The organism is Salmonella sp. SJTUF15570, assembly GCF_043357055.1.
Classification (GTDB): domain Bacteria; phylum Pseudomonadota; class Gammaproteobacteria; order Enterobacterales; family Enterobacteriaceae; genus Salmonella; species Salmonella enterica.
Window position 1 is genome coordinate 207,523 of sequence record NZ_JBEUKJ010000005.1, and the last position, 12,069, is coordinate 219,591.

13 protein-coding genes are annotated in these 12,069 nt (G+C 45.3%); 5 read left to right on the forward strand and 8 right to left on the reverse strand.

Features of this window, described 5'->3' with window-relative positions:
- The first annotated feature begins 6 nt into the window (after positions 1-6).
- On the forward strand, positions 7-798 hold the full coding sequence (locus tag ABVN44_RS12055; RefSeq protein ID WP_000388417.1) for a FadR/GntR family transcriptional regulator: 792 nt from the start codon (positions 7-9) through the stop codon (positions 796-798).
- Positions 799-856: 58 nt separating this feature from the next.
- On the opposite strand, the gene ABVN44_RS12060 is transcribed toward ABVN44_RS12055, so the two are convergent.
- The 5 genes from ABVN44_RS12060 to ABVN44_RS12080 all read right to left on the reverse strand — a co-directional run bounded on the left by ABVN44_RS12060 (position 857) and on the right by ABVN44_RS12080 (position 7,684).
- Positions 857-1,882 carry a zinc-binding alcohol dehydrogenase family protein gene (locus ABVN44_RS12060; RefSeq protein WP_023216425.1) on the reverse strand — a complete coding sequence of 342 codons (1,026 nt, stop codon included), beginning with the start codon at positions 1,880-1,882 and terminating at the stop codon, positions 857-859.
- Positions 1,857-3,143 carry an MFS transporter gene (locus ABVN44_RS12065; protein WP_000824240.1) on the reverse strand — a complete coding sequence of 429 codons (1,287 nt, stop codon included), beginning with the start codon at positions 3,141-3,143 and terminating at the stop codon, positions 1,857-1,859. The genes ABVN44_RS12060 and ABVN44_RS12065 overlap by 26 nt, the downstream gene beginning before the upstream one ends.
- A gap of 175 nt (positions 3,144-3,318) precedes the next feature.
- Positions 3,319-4,875, reverse strand: coding sequence for a PhoPQ-activated pathogenicity-related family protein (locus tag ABVN44_RS12070; RefSeq protein ID WP_072103660.1), 1,557 nt, complete (start codon positions 4,873-4,875; stop codon positions 3,319-3,321).
- A 69-nt stretch (positions 4,876-4,944) separates the two neighbouring features.
- The gene (locus ABVN44_RS12075) at positions 4,945-6,186 is read right to left on the reverse strand and encodes an MFS transporter (RefSeq protein ID WP_001618070.1); all 1,242 of its coding nucleotides are present in this window, start codon (positions 6,184-6,186) and stop codon (positions 4,945-4,947) included.
- Positions 6,176-7,684, reverse strand: coding sequence for an FAD-dependent oxidoreductase (locus tag ABVN44_RS12080; RefSeq protein ID WP_048348841.1), 1,509 nt, complete (start codon positions 7,682-7,684; stop codon positions 6,176-6,178). Before ABVN44_RS12080 ends, ABVN44_RS12075 begins: the two co-directional genes overlap by 11 nt.
- A 44-nt stretch (positions 7,685-7,728) precedes the next feature.
- On the opposite strand from ABVN44_RS12080, the gene ABVN44_RS12085 reads away from it, so the two are divergent.
- A complete protein-coding gene (locus tag ABVN44_RS12085; RefSeq protein WP_001293638.1) occupies positions 7,729-8,217 on the forward strand; it encodes a MarR family winged helix-turn-helix transcriptional regulator in 489 nt (162 codons plus the stop codon).
- 192 nt (positions 8,218-8,409) lie between these two features.
- Complete coding sequence (locus ABVN44_RS12090) at positions 8,410-9,489, forward strand: S-adenosylmethionine:tRNA ribosyltransferase-isomerase (RefSeq protein WP_023231841.1); 1,080 nt, start codon at positions 8,410-8,412, stop codon at positions 9,487-9,489.
- A gap of 51 nt (positions 9,490-9,540) precedes the next feature.
- Here the strand turns inward: ABVN44_RS12090 and ABVN44_RS12095 are convergent, their stop codons facing one another.
- The 3 genes from ABVN44_RS12095 to ABVN44_RS12105 all read right to left on the reverse strand — a co-directional run bounded on the left by ABVN44_RS12095 (position 9,541) and on the right by ABVN44_RS12105 (position 10,623).
- Positions 9,541-9,930, reverse strand: coding sequence for a RidA family protein (locus ABVN44_RS12095; RefSeq protein WP_023206403.1), 390 nt, complete (start codon positions 9,928-9,930; stop codon positions 9,541-9,543).
- Between the two features lie 170 nt (positions 9,931-10,100).
- Positions 10,101-10,385 carry a type II toxin-antitoxin system RelE/ParE family toxin gene (locus ABVN44_RS12100; protein ID WP_000221343.1) on the reverse strand — a complete coding sequence of 95 codons (285 nt, stop codon included), beginning with the start codon at positions 10,383-10,385 and terminating at the stop codon, positions 10,101-10,103.
- Positions 10,375-10,623, reverse strand: a complete 249-nt coding sequence (locus ABVN44_RS12105) for a type II toxin-antitoxin system Phd/YefM family antitoxin (RefSeq protein WP_000885424.1) — start codon at positions 10,621-10,623, stop codon at positions 10,375-10,377. Before ABVN44_RS12105 ends, ABVN44_RS12100 begins: the two co-directional genes overlap by 11 nt.
- Before the next feature lie 674 nt (positions 10,624-11,297).
- Here ABVN44_RS12105 and ABVN44_RS12110 point away from each other — a divergent pair.
- Together ABVN44_RS12110 and ABVN44_RS12115 are read left to right on the forward strand one after the other, a co-directional pair.
- Positions 11,298-11,720 carry a PTS sugar transporter subunit IIA gene (locus ABVN44_RS12110; protein WP_048348840.1) on the forward strand — a complete coding sequence of 141 codons (423 nt, stop codon included), beginning with the start codon at positions 11,298-11,300 and terminating at the stop codon, positions 11,718-11,720.
- A gap of 59 nt (positions 11,721-11,779) precedes the next feature.
- Entirely contained in the window at positions 11,780-12,061 is a 282-nt protein-coding gene (locus ABVN44_RS12115; protein WP_023218025.1) for a PTS sugar transporter subunit IIB, read from the forward strand.
- The last annotated feature ends 8 nt before the right edge of the window (positions 12,062-12,069 follow it).

Here is a 12,069-nt window from a genome sequence, read left to right on the forward strand (position 1 = left end):
AAGGTAATGGAGGCTACCGGCGGTTGCTTCTCTTTATCATGCACGGTAATTAATTATCACGATCACCAGCGCCAGGATGGTATGCTAAATCCATTCAAAATCCCCTGGATATGGATTGGAGGGCGCATGGTTATACCTGAGGTCAGGCAGGAGAGGCTCTATCAGAAGATAGCCAACCTCATCATTAAGCTGATCAATGATAATATTTTTCCACCGGGAACTTTTTTACCGCCAGAACGCGAACTGGCAAAACAGCTTGGCGTGAGCCGCGCCTCCTTGCGAGAAGCCCTTATTGTACTGGAGATCTCCGGATGGATCGTGATTCAGTCCGGTAATGGGGTTATCGTTTCAGATAAAAAACACCTTGCCAGCGACTATACCATCGAAGAAATTCTCTCTACTCGCGAGCTGGTCGATAGCCATTGTGCGCGCTTAGCCGCACAAAACGATAACGTTGACGTCATCAATCAAATAGAGGCGATTTATCATCGTATGGATCAAGCCATTAACGATAATAACGTCCACGGCTTTTACTCGCTGGATAAAGAGTTTCACCTTGCGATCTCTGAGGCCAGCCGTAACCGGGTGTTGTTCGATATGTCCCGTATGTTATGGGAACAACGGATTAATATCCCTTATGCCGGGCTCGATGAGCAGTCTGGAGACAGAAATGTTTTACTTAATCTCAACAAACAACATAAAGCGATAGTGGATGCGATGCGCCAGTCTGATGCTGACAGCGCCTATGAGGGATCTCTGGAACATTTACGCTATGTGAGAAAGATTGTCGGCGGCTAAGTTTGTCGGTAAATAACACCGCATGGCGGATATGCCATGCGGTAGAACTCGCCGTAAATCAATGGAAAACAGCATTAATCTTTAAGTAGCGCTCCGGATAGCGATCAAGTTCTTTAACTGCATCAGGGATCTCATCAAGATTGACGACCTTACTGACAATATCTTGCGGATTAATCTCCAGCGTTGACAGCATGCGTAATGCCTCATCAAATTCACCGGCACTGGTGCGGGAACCGCGTAAATCCAGTTCTTTGTAGGTGATCAGGTTCGTCGGCAGCGACGTTTCCTGTTTTGGCCATCCGGTAAACGAAATACGACCAGCAAACGATGCTAAATCAAGCGTATTTCGAATAGCGCTATTTGCGCCGGAGGCTTCTATCACGACCTGCGCCATGGTGCCGTGGGTGATATTTTTAATAGCGTCGATAACCTGATCGTCAGCGGCGTTCAGCACATAGGGAACGCCAAGCTTTTGCGCATAGCGTAACCTTTCTTCCACAATATCGATCAGAATAGGCGTTGCCTTGTAATGTCGCGCGCTTAATGCCGCCATAAGACCAATGGCCCCCGCGCCGATGATGGCAACATATTCCCCAGCCTTAACGTTTGCCCGGTGCAGCGCGTGCAGAGCGATGGTCAGCGGTTCTGCCAGCGGCGCCATTTCAGAAGGCACATTATCTGGTATTTTATGAATTAAATGTGCGGGATGAGTAACCACCTCCTGCATTGCGCCATCGACATGCACGCCAATGACGTTTAAATTTTCACAACAGTTAGTTCTGCCGACAGAGCAAGGGTAGCAGTGACCACAATAAATATAGGGGTCAACAATCACGCGGTCGCCTTTTTTAATATTGTCCGGCATTCCGGTACCTTCCTGAAGAACAATTCCGGTCACTTCATGCCCAATAATTCTTGGGTAAGTAACCAGTGGGTTCGTTCCACGAAAAGCCCCGATATCCGATCCGCAAATGCCTGCGGCATCAACCTTAATTAATACTTCATTTTCTTTCTTATGGGGATAATCCACCCAGCGGGTTTCAACTTCACCAGGCTTATTAATGAACACAGCTTTGACTTTCATTGGCTTTGAATCCTTTACTTTTTACAAACACGAAGACCAACAGGCTTGAAACGATAGCGATAGCACCAGCCAGATAGAACGCATAGTCATATTTACCGCTAAATTGAACGATAAAACCGGTGACAAGCGGACCGATAATGCCAGATATATTAGCCAGGCCATGCATGGCTCCGCCGACGCTCCCTACCTTATCTTTATGAACAACATCCTGAATAACCGCCCAATAAATTGGGCCCGTTAAATAGAGCAGGAAGAGTGAAACTGACATGAGCGTAATTGCGCTGCCGATAGTGCTAACAGTACCGGAAACGGCAACACATACCGCCGCGCCTGCCAGACATACGCCCAGAATAAGTCGACGTGAGAGCAGAGCATTACCGGTAATCCGATAAATTACATCAGAACAGACGCCGCCGAGCACCATACCAATGGCACCGATGACCCAGGGAATTACCGTGGCGATACTAATTTCTTTAATATCGAGATGTAACGAATGGTTCAGGTAACTTGGGAACCAGGTCAGGAAGAAAAAAAGAATATAGTTGTAGCTGAAAAAAGCCAGAGTTGTCGCCCATACCATTGGTTGTTTCATGTAATAGCCGAGTGAAGGCGTAGCCCGGCCATCATCAGATAAAATAACGTCCTCATGATTTTCAAAATCAATGCGTTCTTCCGGCGCCAGGCGTTTACTCATTGTTGGCTTATCGCTAACGATAAAGTACCACAGCAATACCCAGACCAGGCCAAATAAGAAAATAATGCCAAATGCGGGGCGCCAGCCTAAGGATAACGCCAACAGGCCCACTATCGGCCCGGACACCGCGCCGCCGAGCGGGGAACCAGCGCTAAAAATTCCGATCGCCGTGGCAGACTCCTTTCGGGAAATCCAGTTATTGATGATTTTATTTCCGGCAGCGCTGACCGGTCCTTCAGCCATACCGAAAAGAACGCGCACGATAAGCATTGTCCACAATCCGGTGACCAAACCAGTTAAGCCACAAAATACAGACCATAGTAACGCTGCGATGAGAAAAACGGTTTTTGGCCCAACTTTATCGCTGGCCCAGCCACCAATAAAATTAAACAGGGCGTATCCGATAAAAAATGCGCTGAAGATCATTCCCATCTCCGCGGCGTTAAATCCTAACTCCTTTTCGATCAAGGGGGCAGTTATCGACAATGCTGAACGATCCATATAGTTGAGCATGTAAACTATAAATAGAAGAAAAACGATAAGCCATCCCATTGTTTTTCTTTTCATGATTAATCCTCTTATTGTGGTCTAGCGGCCTGACCACAATATTTTAAGGTTATTTTCAAATCACCTCTCTTGTGGTTAGAACGTGATCAATATAACAAAATTTATCGCAGAGGATTTTTATCCATCGCAAGCGTGATGGATAAAATTATTTAAAATCAGACAATTACTTGAAAATTCAATCGGGGCTATCGTTTTCCCCTAATCCACGCCCCGGTAACGTTTGACATGCGGCGTTAACGGAAGGTGGCGCTGTCTGTGGGTATTTTTCATCGGGCGTAATATAAACCTGACTCGTGGCGACATAGCCATCATTAAAAGTGGCTTCGATATAGGTAGCTTCCCAACCTGTCTTCGGTTCATTTAACGTAATACTGATCTTATTGTTGGCGGGAATATCTATTGTAAGCGGCTGATAGCGGATGCCACAGGCATAACGGAAATCACGCGCATTTGGATTGTTGGCTGTCCAGCGAACGACTTTTACCGGCGCTTCTGAGAAATAGACCGTAAGAAGATGGTGGTGAATAAGGCCGATCAACTGTGGTAATGTTTTTTTACTTTGAAACCTATTAATAAAAGGAACGAGGCTTTCTTCAGCGAACTGGTTAATTGAGTAGTGGTTCATATTAGGCACTATACGTAATGATTTTACGCCAGGAAGTTTGCTATAATAAAAGCGAGTATTGTCTGGTACGAAAAAATCGTCGCCGCTTGCATTAATAATATATTTCGGTATTGCAAGGCGGGGTTGATAAATAGTGTTGAGATATCTTAGCGGATCTATTATTTGCCTTAGCTGGGTAAATGTGGGGGATTTTATTTTCTCATCTATGCCTTGCTGGTAGTAGGGGTAGAATGTAATGGGCCAATTTCCACCGTATGATTGATAAATATGCTCAAGTGAAGCATCAATATCAAGTAGATCAATGGCGAAGGGAACAATTGCTTCAACATCAGGATCGGCAATAGCTGACAACCAGGTGGTCCACCCACGCTTTGAAATACCTGTAATGATAAAGGAATTTATATTCCATTGCGTTAACTCCTTTTTTGCTAATCTCATCGCTTGCGATATGGCAGTGACCATAGGAATATTTAAAGGCATTAACTCACGTTTCTCCGGCGCTTCCATAAATAATGCCCAGCTTCGGGAAACGCTTTCGTCCTCTTTCAATGGTTTTTTGTCATCCTGAAAGGTTAAATATTGGTTAGGTATATCACTCACTGATATTACGATGGTATTCGTATCACGGGCGATGCTTGCCAGTGTTTCCTGGGGGAAATCACCAGGTTTACCAGTGATTTGTACGCCTTTATCATAATTAATTCCGTTGTTTACAACCACCAAAGCATGGTGCTCTTTTGCCGTTTCAGGGATATAAATATCAACGTTATGTCGCCATTGCGCAGGGGTTACCATGTCATCTGGCGACCAGTGTTGCGATAATAATTCATAGTGTCTGACTACCACCTGTGCTAATGGAGCTATATTAATCAAGGTATATTTTAGCGGTGTGCCTGAAATCTGCTCCCGGTAGTCGTGGAGAACATGAGACAAATCACACTCCGGGCTGTTTCGACAAAAGAAGATGTTGTTATGAAGTAGTGTATAAACTTTTGTAGAAATGAAAAACAGTACGATAACAACGAGATATATTTTTTTCATGCTTTCCCCGCGCGTTACAAGGGCAAATGCCAACCAGCATAATTTCCATAAATACCTCCTAAACATTCAATATAAGTACAATACTTTTGATAAATAACGGAAGAAGGGAGTAATAATATTTGTGACGTTGTCACATTATTCTGTTTCTGGTTTCACTATTAGCACTGAACTTTTTGAAAGGTAAATCATTGCCGTCACCAGACCAATAATGGCGACAGAGATAGCTATACCGATCCAGACGCCATACAGAGCATAACCCAGGACAAATCCGCCCAATACGGGGGATATAAAATCAGCGATTGCGATTAATGCCTGTGCCGTTCCGATGACGATACCTTGTCGGGCAGGCGATACATGGACGGACAAGGCGGCAAGATAAGTGGGTTTGGCTAGCGCATCAGCGATGCTAATACAAACGATAGCAAAAATAAGCACTGGTATGGTCGTGGCGATACCCGCAGTGAGAAATCCAGTACAAAGAAGGGCGAAGATGAGGATAATTAGCTTTCGCTCCGAAAAATATTGGCTCACCCAACCTAACAGAAATAGCTGAACGAAAATATTAATAACCCCGTCCGCCATTAACAGGTAGCTTAACGCTTTTGGCCCAAAGGGAAGCCCATTCCAGATGAAGGTGTCAGAAAGAAAAACAGGTAATTGTGAAGAGTACATGCCATAGGCGAAGAAATGACAAAGCATTACGATGATTAAGACGCGAAGGACTGGCATCTTTAAAATAGCGCGGGCAGAGAACGCCGCTATTTTATCTGTGGTACGTGATGTTGTGGAAGGGTCTTTTAACCCCCAAATCGCGACCAGGGCAGACCCAAGGACAAGTATAAAGGCGGCGTAGATCGGCGCGCTCAGACTGATACGCGATAGCCACCCTGAAACGCCTGCCCCGACAATACCGCCTAAACCAATACAGCCTGTGAGGATACCGATTGCCTGGCGCCGATTTCTGACGTGCGTACAATCGGCAATATAGGCTGCGGCGGCTGACAAATTCCCGGCACTAATGCCAAAAAGCGTGCGGGCGAGCAGGATAAACAGGATACATTGCGCGTTGGCGAGTAATAGTAGACTTATCGCCGCAATAGCCAGCGTGACAATCAGTATTCGCTTGCGGCCAACGCGATCGGAAAGGTGGCCAATCAGGGGCGCCGCACAAAATTGGCTAAAAGCCTCAGTGGCGATGATGATTCCAATGATAAGCGGCGAACCGCCCATCTCGCGGATATAAAAAGGCAGTACCGACATTACAGCCGCTGTACTGGCGGCGTAAAGGCCGACAAGCAGGAAAACAGGCAAAATACGCCGCTTGTTGAGCGGGGTAATAGTTTCGCTGTCGGTGTTCTCATAGACATTAGTATTCATCTTTAATCCCTATGGCAAAACGAGAGAGATAATTTTCAATATCGTTGCTCTGTTTGCCGTGAAAGAATGCGCCGACATAGCCATCGGGTCGGATCAGCACGCATTGACCCGGGGCCAGATGATAGGACTCCCGGAAGTGCCCCAGGGTATCGATGAGCTCGTCCTGCTCGCCAATGTGATGAATACGCAGTCCTCGCCGCGCATCGATGACCTTACCGTGGGTTTCGTAGGCCAACAGATTCCAGTCCGGACCTTGTAGTAACTGAAATAATCGTAATGATTGGCCGCCGGCGCCCAAAAGAGGTGCATCCGGAGCTCTTTCTCCCGCTTGTAACCCATGCTGACGTTCGGGCAACGTGTGGGCTAAGGGGGAGTTGGTATACTGGATGTCAAGTTGTTGAACGTCGCGTTCTCGTTTGATGCCACCCTGTTTTTGAGAGTCAAGTAATCGGGTAGAAAGGTGGAGCAGTGATTCGGCTACCGGGCGGCGTTCCTGTTCATAGCTATCGAGAAGCTCTTCTCCTGCGCCCCGCAGCGAGGCTGCCATTTTCCATCCCAGGTTATAGGCATCCTGGATGCTGGTATTTAACCCTTGCCCACCCGTCGGCGGATGCACATGAGCGGCATCACCGGCTAAAAATACCTTACCCACACGGTAATGTTCCGCTATGCGCGCATTCATCTGGTACTTCGATACCCAGGGAATCGAATGGATGCGAACATCCGTCCGCCCGATTCGTTCAGTAAGAAAAGCCGTGAGCACGTCGGCTGAGAAATTCTGCGAGTCGTCCGGGGTCAACAATGCCTGGATTTGAAAGAGCTGCGTGCCGGCGAGAGGGCAAATCGTTATCATCCGCGCCATATCGCCATCGTTAAAATGGTGCCATACATCCCGGTTTAGACCGGAAAGCGAAGCGTCAGCCACAAGCGCATGGATTCCCAGCGTACGACCGGGGAAGTTAACGCCTAATTTCTTTCTGACAAAGCTTCCGCCGCCATCCGCGCCTATCAAATAATGCGCGATGATGACCTCTTCTCCAGCCGGCCCGGCAACATACGCGGTGACCGTGCGTGGGGTTTGCGCAAAATGTCGTAACTCGCAGCCGAACTCCACCCGATGTCCCCATGCTTTTAATTGCTCCCGCATAATCGTTTCTGTCACGTTCTGTGGAACCATCAATGGCAGATGGTAGGGTTCGGCGTGGGTCGGTTTTGTATGATGCGCAATATCTGAATCTACGTAGCTTCCGTCATGACGGTAGGTTCGTAATCGGGGATAGAGCCCGCCGGCGGCGACCACTTTATTGAGTATCCCAAGATCCTCGAAGATTTCTTGCGTTCGCGGCTGAATACCTTTACCGCGGGAGCCGATAAAAGGCGTCGTTCTTTTCTCAATCAGGCGAAATGAGACCCCGTGACGCGCCAGTTCGATGGCTAAAGTAAGCCCGGTAACGCCAGCGCCGCAGATCAGTACATCTGTAGTGGTGTATCTTGTCATCGTCTCTCCGATATGTGTATTATGCACATAAGAGGAGACATGCTATGTCAGAAAATAAAAATGTGCAAGATACACATATTTCCGAGCAAATGAAGGCGCTTCACGGTGCGTTGATTCGCGTGGTGAGCGCGCTTAACCGGCCTCGTAATGATGAGAAATTAATTGCAGAGGCGGGGATACAACTCGATCGCGCGCTATTTTCGATCCTTATTAGTATCGAACGTTTAGGGCCGATTGGCGTTGTTGAGTTAGCCGAACGTGCCGGTCGTGATTATACGACGGTAAGCCGACAGGTTGCCAAACTGGAGAAGTTGGGATTGATAATACGGCAGCATAATGCCATCGATCGTCGTATACGCGAGGCCGTTATCTCCCGTACAGGAAAGGCGATGACGGAGCGTATAGACGCTGCGCGAGAGCAAATGGGCAACGTTGTTTTTAAAGACTGGCCTCAGGATGAACTTGATGTCTTTGTTCGGCTAATGCAAAAGTTTGCCGATGCAATGGATAGCGATGCTTCAATGCCGGAATAAGCAAAAGAAAAGGGCGGTCAAATCCGATCGTCCAGCTTAATATCGGTATCTGACATTGATTAAATAGCCAGCAAAGTAAATATAATAACAACATTTATTGAGTTAATTTTCACCCTTTGAAAGGCCAACGTATACTGCAGAATACGGCTATATAACAATCGCCGTATCAATGGTTTTTCAAAGGGTAAATATATGCTTACCGAAAAATATGATTTTCGCATTACCGATCAGATGACTATCCCACTCAGACCTCATTGGATAGCCAATGATTCATACAGGGAAAAGTGTAAAATGCTTGTCCTCAACCGGAGTAAAGGGGAAATTCATAAGGTAGACTTTAGTAAATTAACAGATTATATCAAAGAAGGTGATGTAATCTGTTTTAACGACAGTACTATAATAAACCATATGTTTATCTGTAAAACAAGACAGAATAGGTTAATTAAAATTGTTTTAGAGGGATTTTTACCAAATAATAGAATAATTATTTCCGGACTTTTAAAAGAAAGGCTTAACGCGAATGATGTTTTCTATTTGGTTGATAACCCTGAAATTTCCATTAAGGTAGAGCAAAAGTTTAGCGAGGAGAGCCAGTACCGGGCCGTTGTAGAAAATCATGAGACCTTAATTTGCTATTTAGCCAGTCATGGTGAGCGTCTTGATGAGTATGTGGATTCCAGCTTGTTTTATAAATATCCAGATGCTTACCGTTCCGTTTTTTCTAAAAAGTATGGTTCTTTGGAAATACCTTCTGCCGGCATTCATTTTACCTGGGATCTTATCCAAAGAATCAAAGATAAAGGTGGGTTAATATCTTTTATTACTTTACATGTTGCATCAACAGAAATGTTGTCCAACAGAAAAATACAAACAAAATGTGTAGAGGAAGTGACTATCAACGAAGAATACTACGAGGTTCCGCAAGCAACAGCGGATATCATTAATACTGCGAAGCAAAATGGCGGACGTATTTTTGCCGTAGGAACTACCGTTACACGATGCCTGGAATCCGCGTATTCGAGGGAGCACAATTGCCTCAAAGCAAGTTCTGGCTGGACTGCGCTTTATATACATCCAGGTTATCAACTGAAAGTGGTTGACTGCCTGCTAACGAACTTACATCAGCCAAAAACGACGCATATGGTGTTAACCGGTCAGTTTGCTGGGGTTGATCTACTCATGAAGGCCTATGCCTCAGAAGATATCCAGTCATGTCAGTTCGATATGTTTGGTGATTGCATGTTAATCATACAGGATGAAGGGCAGGGGTGAATAAAATAAAACCGGTACATATAATGCTACCGGTTTTGCCGAGAATAAACATCAGGGGATTCGGGCAATAACCTTTATTTCAAAATCAAAGCCGGCCAGCCAGCTAACGCCAACAGCGGTCCAGTTAGGATAAGGGGGATGGGCAAATATCTCCTGTTTCACCGCCATCACGTCGTTAAGTTGTTGCTCTGGATCGGTATGGAAGGTGGTGACATCCACTATGTCATCGAATGTGCATCCTGCTGCAGTCAGTGTTGCTTTCAGGTTTTCAAAAGCAAGCCTCACTTGTTTTTGAAAATCAGGCTCCGGCGTGCCGTCTGTGTGACTGCCTACCTGGCCTGAAACAAACAGTAAATCACCAGAACGGATGGCTGCGGAATACCCATGTTCCTCATACAGAGAATGGCGGTCAGCAGGAAAAACCGCGATACGTTGCGTCATAATGTTATCCTCAGATAGCGTAAACACTTCGGGCGGGAATAAAATGAATGTCACATACACAACGTAGGTCATAGTTTCATATACGTGGCATATGTCAAGGTGCCGTCACATAAAAGAACTGAGCCTGTTTGTCGTATCGCTTGACGGGAAAGAGAGCATTTCCTGAGTGATTAGCTTCTGTGTCGTGTCATTTTGTAGACGGCATCATTTTCACGCTTTCCAACACCAATGACAGTTACCGTGATAATTTCATCTTCGACGCTGTACACCAGTCTGTATCCTGCACCACGCAGCTTAATTTTGTACTGATCCTTTCTTCCATGTAATTGAGAAGCCGGAACCCGAGGGTTTTCAAGCCGTTCCCTTAGCTTTTTTTTAAACTGTTCCTGTATGGTATGACCCAGTTTTTTCCACTCTTTTAGTGCTGATTCGTTAAATGCCAGCTTATAAGTCATCAATGTTGACCTCAATGACGCGTTCATTCGCACGCTCATCGATAATACGACCGAGTTCTTCATCCTCAAGAATATCCATAAGATGAGCATAAAGTGCCGGAGGCACACAGTAGAAAGCCGGTTCATTACGGTTAAGAATGGCAACTGGAGCGCCATCTCCGGCATTGAAAGTTCCCATTGGATCACGTTTCAGTTCTGTAATGCTTGCTGCAGTAGTCGTTAAAATTTGAAATGCCATAATTTACCTCCTGGTTGATGACTAAATATAGCACCTTTAATAGTACTAATAAAAGCATCCTTCACGAAGGGGATTCAGCTCCAGCCCGGTCAGTGATGCGGGCAGCTGACGGTTTTTTCAAGGCTAAGTTCAGATGTCCAGAACCTAACATTCATCTGCATATTCATTACTGCGTCCACTGAAGAAATCACACAGATCCGGAATTCCTTTACCTGGTGCAACTGAAACGTCAGGGCGTTGCATTCCATACGTTCTTGGATAGAGCTGGAATTAAGCAGATTGCCTGGAAGTTCAGATCAGACATCGCACGTTCCAAACAGGAGATGCCAAAACACGGATTCAGGTAGCTCTGAATGAATGAAGCTAATGGCTAAATTCTTGTGCATTAATAGAACGTGAAAATTCATTAACTAATTAATTTAAAACGTCTTTTTCTGAGTTACTACATGCTGATAAAAAATAGTTAAAAGCTTTTTTGTGAACTCAGACTCAAATTTCAACGACTCTGGTTGCGTTAATCGCGTGGTCGGGAGTAACTTTTAGACAAGTTGAACATAGTTGTATATAGACAAGCATACCTGTCATCAGTTTAAATCCTTAAACATTGACAGCCATTATGAGGCCAAGTGTTATGTCTTTGAATTCCAGACTCGAACCCGAACTCATTCTCCTGAATGAAGCCCCCCCTGGACAGAAATATCCTTTTCAATTCTGTCAGTAACTTATTGCTTTCAAAGAACTATGTAGAAAAGAGTTATCCGGAGGCATTGATCGCCCGGGAAGAAAATCACCCCACAGCAATGCAGTTGGAAAAAATGGGGGTTGCGATCCCTCATGTCGATGTTGAGCATGTCCGTGAAGAAAAACTGGTTGTGGTCACCTGTCCTGAAGGTATCGAATTCAATCAGGCTGAAGATCCCGACTCCACCATGAAAGTGAATGTCATTTTCTTTTTACTGCTGAAGGAAAAAGATGCGCATCTTGAATTTCTGATGAAGCTAATTTCGCTTTTTCAGCGCAGCAATGAAATGGACCAAATTCTTTGGGCGAAATCAAAGGATGACGTTATGGAACTTCTGGCAAAGAATCTTTATTAAAAATTCTAAGCTTGAGTTTTTTATTACCCCATTACCCTAATTAATATCTGGAGTCTGAAATGAACAAAAAAATTATCTTCGCTTGTACTAGTGGTATTGCGACTTCTGCGGTAGCAACTGAAAAAGTAGTTCAGTTCTGCAAAACTCAAGGGATTAACGTTGAGCCAATACAGTCGAATATTGGCACAATTGGTAAACAGGATGGCATGGCCGATTTAATTATCGTGACATCGGCGGTTAAAACAGAACTGAAGACGCCCGTTCTTAATGGCCTTCCTCTGCTGACAGGATTTGGCGAAGAAGAGTTGCTGGAAAAAATCGTAGCCATCCTGAAAAAATAAAGGTGAGC

What these genes read in the sequence shown, in the direction of transcription:
- ABVN44_RS12055 (WP_000388417.1), top strand. Translation starts at nt 7, where the DNA reads ATGGAGGCTACCGGCGGTTGCTTCTCTTTATCATGCACGGTAATTAAT.
- ABVN44_RS12060 (WP_023216425.1), bottom strand. Translation starts at nt 1,882, where the DNA reads ATGAAAGTCAAAGCTGTGTTCATTAATAAGCCTGGTGAAGTTGAAACC.
- ABVN44_RS12065 (WP_000824240.1), bottom strand. Translation starts at nt 3,143, where the DNA reads ATGAAAAGAAAAACAATGGGATGGCTTATCGTTTTTCTTCTATTTATA.
- ABVN44_RS12070 (WP_072103660.1), bottom strand. Translation starts at nt 4,875, where the DNA reads ATGTTTAGGAGGTATTTATGGAAATTATGCTGGTTGGCATTTGCCCTT.
- ABVN44_RS12075 (WP_001618070.1), bottom strand. Translation starts at nt 6,186, where the DNA reads ATGAATACTAATGTCTATGAGAACACCGACAGCGAAACTATTACCCCG.
- ABVN44_RS12080 (WP_048348841.1), bottom strand. Translation starts at nt 7,684, where the DNA reads ATGACAAGATACACCACTACAGATGTACTGATCTGCGGCGCTGGCGTT.
- ABVN44_RS12085 (WP_001293638.1), top strand. Translation starts at nt 7,729, where the DNA reads ATGTCAGAAAATAAAAATGTGCAAGATACACATATTTCCGAGCAAATG.
- ABVN44_RS12090 (WP_023231841.1), top strand. Translation starts at nt 8,410, where the DNA reads ATGCTTACCGAAAAATATGATTTTCGCATTACCGATCAGATGACTATC.
- ABVN44_RS12095 (WP_023206403.1), bottom strand. Translation starts at nt 9,930, where the DNA reads ATGACGCAACGTATCGCGGTTTTTCCTGCTGACCGCCATTCTCTGTAT.
- ABVN44_RS12100 (WP_000221343.1), bottom strand. Translation starts at nt 10,385, where the DNA reads ATGACTTATAAGCTGGCATTTAACGAATCAGCACTAAAAGAGTGGAAA.
- ABVN44_RS12105 (WP_000885424.1), bottom strand. Translation starts at nt 10,623, where the DNA reads ATGGCATTTCAAATTTTAACGACTACTGCAGCAAGCATTACAGAACTG.
- ABVN44_RS12110 (WP_048348840.1), top strand. Translation starts at nt 11,298, where the DNA reads ATGAAGCCCCCCCTGGACAGAAATATCCTTTTCAATTCTGTCAGTAAC.
- ABVN44_RS12115 (WP_023218025.1), top strand. Translation starts at nt 11,780, where the DNA reads ATGAACAAAAAAATTATCTTCGCTTGTACTAGTGGTATTGCGACTTCT.